The 16,449-nt window shown below is 44.4% G+C and carries 10 protein-coding genes and 1 other RNA gene; 2 read left to right on the forward strand and 9 right to left on the reverse strand.

Going from position 1 to position 16,449, the window contains the following annotated elements:
• Positions 1-142 precede the first annotated feature (142 nt).
• The 6 genes from DDT91_RS17985 to ffs all read right to left on the reverse strand — a co-directional run bounded on the left by DDT91_RS17985 (position 143) and on the right by ffs (position 4,842).
• Positions 143-1,363 carry a S8 family serine peptidase gene (locus DDT91_RS17985; RefSeq protein WP_187177582.1) on the reverse strand — a complete coding sequence of 407 codons (1,221 nt, stop codon included), beginning with the start codon at positions 1,361-1,363 and terminating at the stop codon, positions 143-145.
• Positions 1,364-1,518: 155 nt separating this feature from the next.
• Entirely contained in the window at positions 1,519-2,916 is a 1,398-nt protein-coding gene (locus DDT91_RS17990) for a S41 family peptidase (RefSeq protein ID WP_187177583.1), read from the reverse strand.
• 75 nt (positions 2,917-2,991) lie between these two features.
• Entirely contained in the window at positions 2,992-3,702 is a 711-nt protein-coding gene (locus tag DDT91_RS17995) for a cell division ATP-binding protein FtsE (protein WP_187177584.1), read from the reverse strand.
• 4 nt (positions 3,703-3,706) lie between these two features.
• Entirely contained in the window at positions 3,707-3,910 is a 204-nt protein-coding gene (locus tag DDT91_RS18000) for a fructose-6-phosphate aldolase (protein WP_187177585.1), read from the reverse strand.
• 54 nt (positions 3,911-3,964) lie between these two features.
• Complete coding sequence (gene fsa, locus DDT91_RS18005; protein WP_187177586.1) at positions 3,965-4,624, reverse strand: fructose-6-phosphate aldolase; 660 nt, start codon at positions 4,622-4,624, stop codon at positions 3,965-3,967.
• A gap of 129 nt (positions 4,625-4,753) precedes the next feature.
• An RNA gene (ffs, locus tag DDT91_RS18010) (signal recognition particle sRNA small type) lies at positions 4,754-4,842 on the reverse strand.
• Positions 4,843-4,968: 126 nt separating this feature from the next.
• Between ffs and DDT91_RS18015 the strand changes: the two genes are divergently transcribed.
• Positions 4,969-6,603 (forward strand): M28 family metallopeptidase, encoded by a 1,635-nt coding sequence (locus DDT91_RS18015; RefSeq protein ID WP_187177587.1) that lies wholly within the window; start codon positions 4,969-4,971, stop codon positions 6,601-6,603.
• Between the two features lie 222 nt (positions 6,604-6,825).
• On the opposite strand, the gene DDT91_RS18020 is transcribed toward DDT91_RS18015, so the two are convergent.
• Together DDT91_RS18020 and DDT91_RS18025 are read right to left on the reverse strand one after the other, a co-directional pair.
• Positions 6,826-7,464, reverse strand: coding sequence for a response regulator transcription factor (locus DDT91_RS18020; protein ID WP_187177588.1), 639 nt, complete (start codon positions 7,462-7,464; stop codon positions 6,826-6,828).
• A complete protein-coding gene (locus tag DDT91_RS18025; protein WP_187177589.1) occupies positions 7,457-9,310 on the reverse strand; it encodes a 7TM-DISM domain-containing protein in 1,854 nt (617 codons plus the stop codon). The genes DDT91_RS18020 and DDT91_RS18025 overlap by 8 nt, the downstream gene beginning before the upstream one ends.
• A gap of 558 nt (positions 9,311-9,868) precedes the next feature.
• Between DDT91_RS18025 and DDT91_RS18035 the strand changes: the two genes are divergently transcribed.
• Positions 9,869-15,715 carry an FG-GAP-like repeat-containing protein gene (locus DDT91_RS18035; protein ID WP_187177591.1) on the forward strand — a complete coding sequence of 1,949 codons (5,847 nt, stop codon included), beginning with the start codon at positions 9,869-9,871 and terminating at the stop codon, positions 15,713-15,715.
• Between the two features lie 175 nt (positions 15,716-15,890).
• Here the strand turns inward: DDT91_RS18035 and DDT91_RS18040 are convergent, their stop codons facing one another.
• Positions 15,891-16,442, reverse strand: coding sequence for a pentapeptide repeat-containing protein (locus tag DDT91_RS18040; protein WP_187177592.1), 552 nt, complete (start codon positions 16,440-16,442; stop codon positions 15,891-15,893).
• Between the last annotated feature and the right edge of the window lie 7 nt (positions 16,443-16,449).

A 16,449-nucleotide genomic window follows, 5' to 3' on the forward strand; every position in this document is an offset into this window, starting at 1 on the left:
CATTTGAGCAAGTTAGAAGAATGACTTTTTGCAACAAATAATAATTGTCATTTTTAATAAAAAGTTAATCTGATATCCGAAAAAATACCCCAGTTGAGATTTTGGCTCGACTGGGGTATTTTTCTATTGGTTGATGGATAATTTATCTTATCGCAATTGTGTCTGGATTTCCATCAGGGTCATTTTTTACTTGCCCGCCGTTCCTTGGGTTATTACCTAATAATAAAATACCCGCTACGTGCGGCGCAGCCATAGATGTCCCACTGATAGTGTTATATCCACCATCTTTCCAGGTGGAGTTGATCGAGGATCCGGGAGCACAAAAATCTACCGGTGGATTACCGAAATTGGAGAAAGAAGACCAATTGTCTCCTGTAGCCATCGAAGACACAGTGAAAATGTTGGATCCATTTACCCTAGCCGGGGAATAATTAGCCGCATTTGCGGAACTGTTTCCTGCTGCGATGGCAAATTTGACCTTAGAGGAAGCTGCAATTATTGCTGCGTCGAGGGCTTCTGATATTGGACCACCCAAACTCATGTTGGCCACATCACCCGCTTGGGCATTTCCCGCTACATAATTTACCCCTGCAATGACTCCGTCGTAAGAGCCAGAGCCTCTGGAATTCAGAACTTTTACAGGAACCACCTGAGCTCCAGCGGCTACACCTACGACCCCAATAGAGTTGTTAATGGCTGCTACAGTGCCGGCTACGTGAGTTCCGTGACCGTTACCATCATCCAAAGATTCCCCATCTCTGCCTGAGTTAAATGCATTAAACCCAATAGTTGCCACATTCAAATCAGGATGGTCGAGGTCAATGCCAGTGTCTATGATATATGCTTTTGCAGTGCCTGTGTAGTTTACAAATCCACCTACTCTGGTAATCCCCCAAGGTGTAGTTTGGCCAGTAGAACCACCGCCACCACCCGGCTTCCCTTTGCCTTGGGCTATGGAAATAATCCGATCTGGTTCAATGAACTTAACTGCAGGGTCTTTAGATATGATTTCTGACTGTTCAGCCGTCAGTTTCACGGAAAATCCTTCAATAGTACTTCCATACACATGTCTCAGATTTTCATCCGAAATCCGGTATTTGGCCAGAATAGAAGAACTCATTCTACGCATGGAGGCCTGTGCAGACTCGTAAGACAGATCTTTTCTCGAAGAAATGCCCGTAGGGTGTAAAACGACAATGTATTGCCCGGGAATTATATCTCCATTTTTATACTGGATGAATTCCAAAGATTCCGAATCAGCAAGATTGAGGTTTTCTTCAGGTTGGCAGGAAATCAATGCCAAACCTAGCCCTATGGCCAATCCTATTGGCTTAAAAGGGAATTTGAAGTGGGTGTTTTTCATGGTTAGAGGTTGGGGTAAATGTCTGATTATGATAAGGATTCATCTGAATTTGTGATTTTATTTGATTAATTCCAAAAAAATGAGTCAGGCAAAAAAAAATCGGGGGCATTGACAATTGTCAATGCCCCCGATTCATAGGAGAAATTAGAGAAATATTATTTTATATCGATGGTTTCTACCATCACTCCGGCCCTAACCTTGTCGTCCAAGGTGCTTCCTACATCTACTCGGTCAAGCTGTTGGAATCTCGCCCCTGATGGAATACCGGTAATCTGCTCGATGGCTTTTCTAAGCAAGAGCTCGTTCACATCACCAAGAGGTTTTAGTCTTTCTGAGGATTCTTTCGCCTCAATATTTGGTAAAAACCCATTGGTATATTCCGACTGATCCAAGCTATTGTAACTTCTGGAAACGATCGGAAGCATCCCGTATTTATTGCTGAGATTGTCGGTGTCTTCAAACGGAACCGAACCGACATTTTTCCCGGTAGTCTTATCTCCAATGATAAAGACGTCCATGTAGGGTTTGAGCCCGTTGATGATCAATTCGGATGCCGAGGCAGTTCTAGTAGAGGTCAGGATATATACACGGTTTCCTTTCAGTGTTTTTCCCAGATTTTCCGCCTTGCTTCTAAATGGAGTCTGTACGTTCTTAAGATTGTCAAACTGCATCAAAAAGCTGTTGTATTTGGTCTTGGAGAATATATCTGTTGACTTCACATCCGGAGCAATCAAGCTGGCAAGATTTACAGCCGATGATACGAAGCCTCCTCCATTGTATCGGAAATCCACGATCAAATGCTGAATGCCCTGTGCTTTCAAATCAGCAAAGATTCCGTCCATTTCCTGATCATAAGCAGTACTGTTGTTACCTGGCCCAGGTGCAAAGAAATGGTAAACTACATAACCAATCTTTTCTCCATTGATGGTGTATACTGAATCCAAAAAGTTGGGATTTTCGGCCAATTGCACAGGATTCAGCGAAATTTCCGGTAAAGGCTGGAAATTGCCTGCTCCCTCATTGAATCGGATGGTATTTAAAGTGTGTTGCTTATCAATTTGCCCCAAGACTTGACGGTAGTTTTCCAAAGTCATCTGGGTACCGTTGATCCGGACGATGTAATCACCTCTCTTCATGCCTGCATTTGCTGCGGGACTGTTCTTTTTGATGTAGGTTACCTCTGCGATTACATTGTTGTTGGAGGAGCTTTCTCGGTAAAGGGTGAATTCATAACCTGCCTCCAAGGTGACTCCGTTCAGCGAATTGATCAGTTCCTTATAATCCGGATAGATCACCGAAAATCGGTCTGTGGGTCTGTTTAAAAGTGATTCGAAATAATCTTCAGGATTTGAGGTATTGGCAATCGGTGTTTTCATTTCTCCCAGCCATAGGTACACCTCTTTCATCACATCGTTGATCCATTTATTAATGGCAATATTGGGGTTGACGGGTTCTTCTACTACAGGCTCGGTATCCTCCTCATCCTGACATCCCACTGCTCCCCACATCAAGAGACCGAAGAGCAAAATCCTGAATAAATACTTTGAACTCATATAGTTAATTGGTTGACTATTGGTAAACGGACGATTTTTGCGTCTTGTTCACAAGGAAGTAAGAAAAATTTTTTCTCAAAAGGAAGAACCAAATGAAACATCGTGCAATTGACTGTCCAGCAATTTTCCTTTTTCACATTTTAAGACCCTATATGGGAATTTTCGGAGCAATTCGTGGTTGTGGGTTGCCATAAGGATGGCAGTTCCTTGTTTGTTGATTTCCTGGAAAAGTTTGAAAATCCCATCTGCCACATCTGGGTCCAGGTTTCCTGTAGGTTCGTCTGCCAGGAGTATGGAGGGGTTATTCAATAAAGCTCGGGCAATCACGATGCGCTGCTGCTCTCCGCCTGATAGTTGATGTGGCATTTTATTCAATGCGTCTACGAGTCCCACTTGAAGCAATACATCACTGATTCGTTCTTTGATCTTCAAAGAATCCGTCCAACCGGTTGCTTTTAGGACAAAGGCAAGATTTTCACTGACCGACCGATCCGTAAATAGTTGAAAATCCTGAAAAATGATGCCGATTTTTCTTCGAAGGAAAGGGACCTCCTTGGTTTTTATTTTGGAAAGATTGTAGCCAACCACTTCCGCATGACCTGCTTTCAGCGGGAGATCTGCATAAAGGGTTTTCAGCAAGGAGCTTTTTCCGCTTCCGGTTCTTCCGATCAGGAATACAAACTCATGCTGCTCTACAGAGAAGTTAACGTCTGTCAATACTGGGTTTTCACCCTGAAAAATGGTTGCCTGCGTCATCGACAACACAGGATGGGTACTGAAATCCATTGGTTTAGAGATCTAGTTTTTGAAGTTTTCCGAAAGGAAGGTTTTTGATCAACTCCTCGAGCTGTTCTTCCTTTCCTTCCAAGCCGAATTTTTCCACGCTTTTTAAAGGCCGATCAGCTCTGAAGTAAGCCACGAGAACAAAATTCTCGTCCCGAATCTGGATGTAATCAGGGATTTTTGCTTTTCCTTTTACTTTGATGATATACATAAATCAGGAGTGAAAAAGAGGCTGAGTCTTTTCAGATTCAGCCTCCAGTGAGTTTTATTTTCCGGCTGCTTTGGCATGGTCTGCCAGAAACTGTGCCAGTCCGGAGTCGGTAAGCGGATGCTTGAGCAATCCCGTAATGACTTTAAGTGGGCAGGTAGCCACATCGGCTCCGATTTCGGCACACTTGATCAAGTGCATGGTATGGCGGATGGATGCAGCCAAAACCTCGGTTTCGTAGCCATAGTTTCCGTAGATGTGTACAATCTGTCCGATCAGCTCCAAACCGTCATAGGAGATGTCATCCAGTCTTCCTATAAATGGGGAAACATAAGAGGCACCAGCTTTAGCAGCCAATAAGGCCTGACCGGAAGAGAAGATCAAGGTACAGTTGGTACGGATACCTTCACTTTTGAAATATTTCAGTGCTTTCACACCGTCTCGGATCATTGGGATTTTGACTACGATTTTGTCATCGATTTTAGCCAATTCTTTTCCTTCTCTGATCATTCCCTCATAATCTGTGGCGATCACTTCCGCACTCACTTTGTCATCCACGATATCGCAGATTGCCTTGTAGTGGGCTTTTACATTTTCGTCACCGGTGATGCCTTCTTTGGCCATCAGGGAAGGATTGGTAGTCACGCCATCCAATACGCCCAAATCGTAGGCTTCGCGGATTTCGCTGAGGTTGGCAGTGTCAATAAAGAACTTCATGGGAATAGGTTTTTTGGTTAAGAATTTTTCAAAAGCATATTCACCCCAAGTAGAGGCTTTGGGCAAAGTTAGAAGATAATTCAGGATTAGAAATTGAATCGGGGAGGGGATTTGGCCGAGAAGGGCAAAAAAAGAGGCGGCATCGCACCGCTACAACCGCCTACCCTTGCTTCCTTCCGGACCTGGGGGATTCAGCAGGAGCTGGTCGTGCCGCCGGTTACAAAGGTAAGTCAAAATTCAGGCAATCCAATATGAAAGATGCAATTTGGATTTATCAGTCAGGAAATCAAGATCTAAAAGTTTAACTTCGAGCCGTTATTTGTCTTTAGAATAACTCATCACCTATGAAAAAATCACTACTAGTGCTTTGCCTCGCCGCTACTTTGGTAGCCTGTAGCAAGCAAAATTCCCATTATCAGTTTCAGGTCTCGGATCTTGAACCCCATCTGATTACCCTCTCTTCCGATGAGTTTATGGGCAGAATGCCCTTTACGGAAGGCGAAAAAATCACCACCGCTTTTTTGGAGCAGGAATTCAAAAAACTTGGATTGGAGCCGGGAAACGGAGATTCCTATTTTCAGGATGTTCCGATGGTTTCAGTCACCAGCAGCCCTTCTGAGAAAATGGAGTTTATAGGCTCCAAGGGAAATCTAACGGCAGAAGGCCTGAAGGATTTTGTGATCTGGACTCAGCGCACAGATAGTTTGGTTTCTGTCGAAAATGCGGAAGTGGTTTTTGCGGGCTTTGGAATCGTGGCACCGGAATATGGCTGGAATGATTATAAAAACCTGGATGTAAAAGGAAAAATCGTGGTAGTCTTGGTCAATGATCCAGGGTTTGGGACAGAGGATGCCTCTCTTTTCAAGGGAAATACCATGACCTACTATGGTCGCTGGACTTATAAATTTGAAGAAGCCGCCCGTCAGGGTGCCTTGGGCTGTCTGATCGTGCACAACACCATTCCGGCAGGATATGGCTTCAACGTGATTCAAAACAGCTGGAATGCCTCCAAACTTTACCTCGATGACCGAGGACAGGAAAAATACAAGTTGGGCTTCGAAGGATGGATTACCCTTCCCACTGCCAACAAGCTTTTCGAACTCACCGGGATGAAAGAATCAGAATTGTTGGCCAAAGCAAGAAAGGATGACTTTGAGCCCATCCCGATGGGAATTAAGGCAAGTGCTTCCATTCGGGTAAAAGCAGAATACAATGTCTCTCAAAACGTAGTGGCAAAGGTGACCGGCAAGTCCAAACCGGAAGAGGTGATCATTTACTCCGCTCATTGGGACCACTTGGGCATAGGCAAACCTGATGAGACAGGAGACTCCATCTACAATGGGGCGCTGGACAATGCTTCCGGTACAGCCGCACTTTTGGCCTTGGCCAAAGCTTTCAAAGCAGACGCTCAGCCAGAGCGAACCGTTGTTTTCCTTGCCGTAACTGCCGAGGAACAGGGACTTTGGGGTTCGGCTTACTATGCTCAAAACCCGATTTATCCTAAGGAAAAAACCGTGGCCAACATCAATATGGACGGTATCAATCCGTATGGGAAAATGAAAGATGTCTCCATTATCGGAGTGGGTCAGTCTGAAATGGAGGATTTACTCAATGTGGAATTGGAAAAGTTGGGAAGATACAGTGCTCCAGAACCCAATCCGGTAGCTGGGTATTATTTCCGTTCTGACCATTTCAACTTCGCCAAAATCGGGATTCCTGCCTTGTATTTCGGTACCGGCATTGATCATTTCGAAAAGGGCAAAGAATACGGAAAGCAGCTTCAGGATGAATATACGGCACAGTATTATCATAAAGCTTCCGACGAATACGATACTTCCCGCTGGAACCTGGACGGTGCAGTAGACGATGTGCAGCTACTCTATAATGTAGGAAAAAACCTCTCCAAGTCTGACAAGTGGCCGGGCTGGAAAGATGGCTCTGAATTTAAGGCAGTAAGGGATGCATATATGAAGAAATGAGTTCAAGGAACAATTCGCATATCTCAATCACCAATGATCAAGTGGATTGAATCTTGGGAATTGTTGCCATTTTTTTGGAATGCGATTGAAAATTAGTCATTTGAAAAAGCCGGGCTGAGAGGTCCGGTTTTTTTATGGTCAAATGGGAGATGGGTGGAATAAGGGATTCCAATTCCCAAAAAGAGCTTCACGATTTCAGACCGAGTAATTGGAATTAGGTCCTCAACTCTTTTTTTCCATCAATTTCCCCAATCCCGAACCTCCCGATAACTGGGCGAAATTTTTGATTCCCAGTTTACTGAGCAGATTTCTGCGGTGGGTATTCACAGTCAGCAAGCTGAGGTACAGTTTGTCTGCAATTTCTTGGGAAGTATAACCTTGGGTGATCAGGAGAAGGATTTCACGCTCCCTTTTGGTCAATTGATCAAACTTATAATTTCCCTGGATGGGACTGACTTGAATGGAAACCTGTTCCGGGAAAATTTTTTCCTCACTCCTGCACACTCTTTCCAGTGTGGACAAGAGTTCGTCCTTTTCAGCAGCCTTGGAAATCCAAGCTGAAAATCCTTTTTCCCTCGCACTTTGTATGATCAGATAGCTGTTTTCCATAGTCAACAGCACCAGTTTGGTCTTAGGGAGGGTTTTTAGGATTTCTGTCCCTATGTCGACCCCGTTGGTTTCAGGAATAAAATAATCGACGATGACCAGGTCCGGCTTAAACTTCAGGGCTTTTTCCACCCCTTCTTTGCCCGAGGAAGCTCCTCCAATCCACTCAAATGCCGGATTTTCGGAAAGCAGATATTGGATTCCCTGAGTGAAAAGGATGTGGTCGTCGATGTGAAGGATTCGGATTTTACTCATTTGGGTTGGGGGATAGGGGGATTAGGATAAGAATGCTCGTTCCTGCTGATTTTGAATCGATCTGAAGAGTGCCCTTTAGGTAGTTTACCCTGTTTTCGATGTTTTTTAGTCCAATTCCTTTCTTTTTCGCTTCGGGATCGAATCCTATACCATCATCCTCAACCATCAGGATAAGTTCGTCTGGGGTGGTTTCCAGCGAAATATGGAGTTCTTGGGCTTTGGAATGCTTCAGAGCATTATGGATTAATTCCATACAAATCCGATACACGGTGACTTGGATGGATTTGCTGACGTCGAAGTGTAGTTTTGCAAAAAGAGAGGTTTTAAAGGCGCCGCTTTGCTCGAGTTCCACCAGTTTGTTGCGAAGGGATTGTTCGAGTCCAAACTCTTCCAACAAGGGAGGAGTCAGGTCATGGGAAAGCACACGGGTTTCCCTGATTCCTTCGTTAAGTTGATTTTTCAGCTCCAGCAATTCAGGATATGGAAATTTGTCAACCAGCGTCTGCACCTTCAGATGGGCGCTTCCGAGAAATCCTAGTAATCCATCATGCAGGTCTCTTCCCAAACGGTTTCGCTCTTCTTCCTGAGCCAAAATGATTTGGTCGGCGATTTCCTTTTCCCGTGTTAGGATTTTGACTGCCAGCTTTTCCTTTTCCTTTTTCTCCAAAGAGGCTTGTCTCATAAAGGCAAATGAAATCAATGCTGTTTCTCCCATCAGTCCAAATGCACTTCCAAAATTGAGAAGTGTATGGGAGAGCAGTACTGCACCCGTAGCTTGATCCAAATAAATCAATAAAGAAAAAACCATCAGGAAGGCTATCCCGGAGAGATAGAAGCCTGCAAAAGGTGTTTTCGCTTTGTATTGAACGATTAAATAGCTTACAACTATCAAAACCTGGACTGCAGATAAAATCAAAACTACTTTGAGGAAAAAGGCGACCACCTCAGGGGAGGGGACTTCCTCAGGAATCACCAAAAACGCCAAAAGTAAAGCGGTATTCGTCCAAATCATTATTCTAAAGGCTAACTCAAAAGGTCTCCAGATGCCAGTAGGAGGAAAAAAATTAATAATGGTGAGTAATAAGAATATGAATGAGGCCAGGTTGAGGATCGGTCTGGATTTGCCTACCCAAGTCACTGCCTCAGGCCAAAGAAACTGGTATGCCATCCCCCAATGGGCAAAAATCCACAGAAACACCAATAGGATATACAGGGCATAATAAAACGCACTTCTGTCCCGAAGTTCGGACCAGAAGAAAAGCGTGAAAACTACTACCAATAGCATCCAACCCCCTACTAGCCCCATCATGATGTGCTCGGTTCGTCGCCTTTCGGCAAAGTCATTTTCTGGAAGTAGCTCCGGATCGATATGAAACGTTTCCCCACGCTTATCCAGCTTCATCAATACGGTTACCTGTTCATCAGGATTCAGTTCGAATGGAAAGACAAAGTCCCTGCTCGAGTAAGGTCTGGAATCAAAGGGGAAACGGTCTCCGGTGATCCATTGGGGCTCTTGACTTCCGTTGAAATAGACTTCGATCCGGTTGATGTGCGGATTGTTCAAGATCAGAAACAAGCGATCCTTGGCAGAAGACTCATTTTTCACCACGGTCTTTACCCACCAGCTATGAAGTTGGATGCCAGGATTGAACCGACCCTGGGTGATATACTCCTCAGGAATATCCTTCCATGCTTCCGAAACTGACTGACCCTCATCGGTAAAAACCCAAAAAGGAATGGAGGTCGATTTTTCTTCTGATGGATTTAGGGAAAAAAGTAAAAACAGAATCGGAAAGGCCGAAACCCAACTCACCACACGAACCGCCAAGGAGAAAAATGGACTCACAAACTACAGTTTATTACACTTTAAGTACAAATTACTTACTTCTAGGTATTTGATTCCCAGATGACATCAGCAAATTTTGACAGGTGGAGTGAAGGGGATAAACACTTGCTTCTGTTTGGTATTACTATCGATTTGCCAAATAATCTTTCCTAAACAAGTAATTAATAGTCGTTTGTGCAAGATTTTTCGGTGAATTGATCAAGAAATTTTAGGGGAAGGATTAAAGATTTTTACTCGTGATGCATCTGATGCAAATGGATAAGGTTAGATACAACATGATAGGATTAGGAAGAGCAGATTTCCAAAAAGGGGAATGCCAAGGTCAAGTCTCGGAAGACAGAGGACCTTCCTATGATTCAGATAAATCTTTCCTGATAGGAATAGGAAGATCCAAAGACCAAATGCACCCCGGATTCTTCCGATTTCTTGCTCATCGCTACCGACTTCAAACTCACCCTGTCCTGAGGTTCGACGAAGATGTAATTTCATTCCTACGGCGTGATATTTTTTAGACAAGCGGATTTGACCATCAAAAAAAATCAACAAAAACACAGACACATGAAAAAAGCACTACTCTTACTTCTCTTTTTGGCATCCTTCTCGGGATGGGTATCCGCTCAAAATCCAGGGGAATTGGATGTGAGTTTTAATGCGGGTGATATCCAATTTTTGGAAGGGGGCTTTCCTTATCCCTCATCCATTTCTTCTATGTGGGTTCAATCAGATGGGAAAATCCTCGCGGTAGGATCCTTCAATACCATAAATGGTTTTGCAGTAACTTCGGTTGCTAGATTTAATGCAGACGGCAGTAGGGATGCTTCCTTCAATCCTGCAGTTGTACCAGATTTTACCACCATAGATGCTATAAGGGAACAACCTGATGGTAAAATCCTGATGGCAGGAATTTTTAGTTCGGTGAACGGAGTTCCTGCTAATCGTATGGTTCGTCTAAATTCGGATGGGAGTGTGGATCCAACATTTAATATTGGCTCAGGTCCAAACAATACTGTTTCAAAAATTGAAGTTCGATCAGATGGTAAAATCATTGTCATCGGTGATTTTACCATTTTTAATGGTTTAAACCGGCAGAGGTATGTACTTCTGAATTCAAATGGAACTGATGATTCTACTTATACCCCCAGCAACCTTGGCGCAACCTCGATGAGCGATGTTGCCGTTCAACCGGACGGCAAAATTTTAGTTTCAGGAGAATTCTCCAATGCGGTCGGAAGAATTGCCCGGTTTAATGCTGATGGCACTCGAGATACTTCTTTTAATCCTGGCTTTGGAGCAAACAATCGTATTTCAGAGATAAAGGTGGCTGATGACGGTAAAATTTATATTAGTGGAGCATTTACAAACTTTGACGGAATTTCCCGGAACAGAATTGCAAGGCTTAATTCAAATGGAACCTTGGATACATCTTTTAATCCAGGAACTGGCTTTGATGGCTCGGTCGGCTTAATCCTCATTTACTCATCAGATAAAATTATAGCTGGAGGTACTTTTTCCTCCTACAACGGTACTACTGCAACTAATCTGGTGAGCATTAATTCTGATGGGAGTAGAAATACCCAATTCAATTTTGGAACAGGCGCAAACCGAACAGTGTCTGACCTAAAAGGATATCCTGATGGTAAAATTTTAATCAGTGGAGCATTCACCACTTATAATGGCACTACAAGAGTGAATATCGCCAGAATACATGGAATCAGTACCAATCAAGGCGACACCACTCCACCCGTACCTAACGTTGGGACGCTCGCTCCTATCCAATCCCAATGCGGAATCAATGCCGATGAACTGATAGCGCCTACAGCAACAGATGCTGTGGATGGTGCGGTAACCGCAACGACCGATTTGTCCATTTTCCCGCTTAATCAAGTAGGATCTACTTTGATTACTTGGACCTACCGGGATGCTGCGGGAAATGAGAGCACGCAAACCCAAGAAATTATCATCACCGGCAACAGTCAAGGACTGGGAGAAGTGGATTGTTCCCTGAATTTCAAGGCATTGTATTCCGAAGGGGGAGGGGCGATTTCACCTCCATTTGCATCTACGGGATTAGTGGAAGAGGATGGTAGATTTTATGTAGGTGGAGTGTTCAATCGCTTTGACGGGATTGAGATAGGAAATATTGCCCGATTCTTCCCAGATGGTACCCGTGATGAGAGTTTTGTTGCCCAAACCGACGGACAAGTTTATGTAATGACCAAACAAGCTGATGGCAAATTGCTATTGGGTGGAAATTTTTCTCAAGTTAATGGTCAAACGATCCAAAAATTGGTACGACTCAATGAAGATGGCTCAGTAGATGATTCGTTCCAAACCGGGACCGGATTCACAGGGTTACAATTCAATACCTTAGTCAGGAATATCGCGGTCCAGAAAGACGGTAAAATTGTGGTTGTAGGAGATTTTAATGGGTACAACTCTGTCCCTGTGAACGCAATTGTTCGATTAAACCCGGATGGAAGTTTGGATTCTAGTTTTGTTCCCGGTGTACCCAAATTCCGAAGCGGTTTACCCTTGGGGATTCAGGAAGATGGAAAAATTGTCTTTGGGGCAAATGTTTCCCCGGATGCTTTCGAGTTTAGGCTTTTTAGACTCAATCCTGATGGTTCGGCAGATCCCTCCATTTCAGCAACTTTAATTGGTCAAGCTTGGGATTTGACGATTCAGGATGATCAGAAAATTGTAATTGTAGGGCCTACAAGCTTCAACGGAACAACTATTAATGGAATAGCCAGAATCAATCGGGATGGTTCTTTGGATACCAGCTTTAATACGGGAGGGGGATTTCCTCCAGGCTTCATCCGCACTGTATTTTCCAGAAGGGATAGAGGACTATTCGTGGGTGGAGGTTTTACCACCTATAATGGTCAGCCTGCCAATCGAATTGTTGCCATCAATCCAGATGGATCTTTGGACACTCGATATGATTTTGGTTTGGGAGCTAATGGAAATGTTCAGAAAGTGTTGCAGCAGAGTGACGGTAAGCTTTTGGCTATTGGTTCTTTTACCAGGTTCGATGGAGAAAAGCGAAGCGGTGCGGTAAGGATTCATGGGGTGTTGGATGAGGTAGCGCCAAGAGCAGCATTTGATTTGGTGGCTACAATTTCAGACAAGGGAATTATGGATCTTGGGGATTTGGATGGAGATAGGGATCTTGATTTCTCATTTAATAGTTTTTCTCAACTGGCCGGATTTTTTGAAAACGACGGAACTGGAGCCTTCAGTGCCATTGATCAGCAGATTGGAGTCCAATCCATCAATACCCAATCCCCATGGGGAGATTACGATGGAGATGGAGATTTGGATTTCTTCACAAATGGATTGGTTGACGGCACCCTTGCTAGTAGAATTTACCAAAATAATGGCCCAGATGGATTTGTTGACATCCAGGCAAATCTTATTGGCCTTAGACAAGGAACCGGATCTTGGGGTGATTTTGATAATGATGGTGATTTGGATTTGGCAGTAATTGGAGATTTGGGAATTGACCAAGGCACAAATCTTTACATACCTATCACCAAATTATATAGAAATGAGGGAGGTAACCAGTTTGTTGAAGTTGATGCCGGGCTTGAGCAACTACATGTGGGGAATTTAAATTGGGTTGATTATGATTTGGATGGAGATTTAGACTTGTTTGTTTCGGGAAATCAGCCCAATGGGACTCCTCTTTCTAAACTTTACCGAAATGACGGAGCGGATACCTTTACAGAAGTGGTTACACCGATACCAGGATTTATTGAACCTGCAATGGATTGGGGAGATTATGACTCTGATGGGGATTTGGATCTTTTCATTTCAGGACGTAATTCTTCTTGGCAAGCCTTTAGCAGTCTATATCGAAATGATGGAGGTGATGAATTTACTCCAGTAAATCTGAACATTCAGCCACACTGGGCGGGAATGATCAAATGGGGGGATTTTGACAATGATGGAGATTTGGATCTCCTGAGTTCAGGAATAGACTTTACTCAACCAACCGAAGAGCAACGGTTTATATCCAGAGTATATAGAAATCAGGGTTCAGATGTTTTTGAAGAACTGCCACTTAACTTGGAGTTAGGTCTGATTTCCCGAGGTGGATGGGCAGATTTGGATGGAGATGGAGATTTGGACATAGCTATTTCCGGTCTTAATAGTTCCTACCAGTTGAAAACAAGGATCTATTTGAATAACCATGTAGAAAATGGAGGTTCTGCCAATGCGAAGCCAACCGCTCCAATGAATCTGGTGTCGATGCCGAATCCGGTTGAGCAAAAAATGAGATTAGAATGGGGGGCTGCTTCGGATACTGAGACTCCGGTGAATTCTCTTTCATACAACCTCTTTATCCGTGAAGTAGGGTCTTCGAACTATTCCAAAACTCCTGAAGCACTGGAAAGCGATGGCTGGAGATTGCTTCCAGGATTAGGTAATGCTTCCTTGAATACCTTCTATGAGTGGAATTATTCCGAAGCGGACAAAGGCAAGACCTTTGAATGGAGCCTGCAAGCCATTGACGGAGCTCTGGCAGGCGGGGAGTTTGCAGAGTCAGGGTTCTTTACTCTGGACAATACTCCTCCGACGCTTGTCAATCAGACTGGTACCTTTGACACCGATGCCTCGAGAGCCTTTACTCAAGCTGACCTCAGTGCAGATGATGACGAGTCACCGGCAGATCAGCTGGTATTTACCATCAAGTCTCTACCGCTTGCTGGCACCCTAAGCTTCGATGGAGCAGTGGCAGAAATTGGCCACATCTTCACTCAGGCTGATATTGCCACTGGCAAGTTGAGCTATCAGAACACGGTGAATACGGCAAGAACGGATTCCTTCACCTTCACCGTCACAGATCTATTCCTGAATGAGACCGAGGCGGAAACCTTCAGCATCACACTGAATGATATGACGCCTCCGGTAGCAATCGGTCAGGCCGTTACAGTGATTTTGGATGCCAATGGATTTGGAACCATTACTCCGGAACAGGTGAATAACGGTTCCACGGATAATTTCACAGCTCCAGAAAATCTATTACTTGCCTTGGATCGCTTGACCTTCGGTTGTGCAGATGTGGCAGTTAGTCCTATCGTTCAATTGACGGCGACGGATGAAAATGGAAATTCCAACTCTACCTCCATCCTAGTAACTGTTTTGGATCAGACATTACCGACCGTGGCTACTAAAAATATCAACTTAAGACTCGGAGCGGATGGGACAGCCACTTTGACTCCGGGGGCGATCGATCGGGGAACGCGGGATGCCTGTGGAATAGCAAGCTTGAGTATCAATGTGACACAGTTTACCTGTGTAGACTTGGGTACGAGAGAGGTCATTCTTACAGCAACCGATGTAAACGGAAACACGGCTTCTGCACCTGCTTTTGTGACTATTCAGGATGCGACATCACCTACTTTTGTTGGACTTCCAAAGGATATTAAATTCACTATGCCAGAAGGTGAAACTTATCAGATTCCTGATTTCAGTGAATTTGTTGTTGACAATTGTGGGGTAGATTCATATGTCCAGTCTATCCCGGCAGGAACTATCACTACCACCGCAGGGACGTATAATGTGACCATCAATGTGGCGGATGCCAGCGGAAACACCGCAAGAGCTACCGTGAGAATTGTCCGAACCGCTCCAAGAATCAGAAGAAATGGAGCCAGATTGGATTTCCAAAACCCTGAACTGGTGACTGTGCCTTGGAATACTGCTTTTGAGGAAGTGATTTCCGGTATTGAAGTGGAAGAAAACCTAAGTCTGAGTTGGATTGAAGATGGTTATGAACCTCTGACTCCGGGAATGTATCAGGTGAAAGCCTTATCCACTCCTCAGCTTCAGGCTCGATTCAGTTCGACTCCTGTATTGAATATCTTGGTCTTGGACAAGCCAAAGGCATTAGATATCGAGCTGAGCAGCAAGTCTGTTTCCAATCAGCTGAGAGTAGGCGATCAGATTGGTCTTCTTAGTACGGTGGATCCTGTGGATAATGTCCATACCTACCGAGTGGAAGGACATCCGGACTTGGCCGTGGAAGGTAACCGCTTGATCTGGAAAGGAACAGGAATGCCTGATGCAGAGATGAAGCTGACCGTATTCAGCACCGACCGTGCGGGACAGACCATCAGCAAGGACATCACACTCTTCCGTGAACTCAAAATTGGCGAGTTCCTGATCTATCCTAATCCAGCAGAGGACAGAGCCAACGTCTTGGTAGAACTGGATCAGCCTTCCCAAGTATCCTTGAGGGTATTTGATGCGGTAGGTAGGATGGTGATCAGCGATCAGTTTACCCGAGAGGCGACCTTTGTCCAGACTTTGGATGTGAACGGACTGGCTCCGGGCATGTACACGGTTCAGATTCAGGTTGGCAAGATGGTAATGACCGGAAGGCTGATTAAAAAATAAGGTCGATTTTCATTAATTCAGAAAGCCAGCTTCGATTGAGGCTGGCTTTTTTAATTTTCAATAGCTACAACCACTATTCTCAGATCTCCCACTTAAGGGGGGCGGGGGGTACAAGGGTCATTGGTCATTGAAAACCCTCCTTGATCATTGGATTTGAAAATTGGTTATTGATCTTTTACCCCACTTTTATTCCCCACTTAGCCAAAAGCCCCGGCAAACCTTCCAAGTCAAATCTCGCGCCTTTCACCTTATTGATCTCCGGATCGATTTGGTAATTCATCGCTTCTCTGAAGTCGGCTTTTTCAAGATTCGTTCTATCAAAAACGGCCCCGCTGAGATCCGAACCCTGAAAACTCACCTCTTGCAGTTCGGCTTGGGTGAAATCTACTTCGAGCAGGCGGCTGTGGATGAAGCGGGATTTTTTGAGTTTAAGATTAAAGAAGTTGCAGTAGTCCAGTTGACAGTGGTCAAACTGAAATTCCATCAAAAAGGCATTAGCGGTATTGAAATGCACCCCAAGCACTTTGCATCGCTCAAACCTGACATTCTGGAAACCCACTTTGAAGACCTTGGCATTGCTCAGGTCGCAGTCACGGAAGGTGCAGTTTTCAAAGCTTGAGCCATGGAAGTTGAGATTAGAAAAATTGCAGGCGATAAAGGTGCAGGAATCGTATTCACCCGGTTTGAAATCGGCGGCGAGAAGGTTTTGGTAGGTTTGGTCGGTCATACAGAGG

It is taken from the genome of Algoriphagus sp. AK58, from assembly GCF_014324365.1.
Lineage (GTDB): Bacteria > Bacteroidota > Bacteroidia > Cytophagales > Cyclobacteriaceae > Algoriphagus.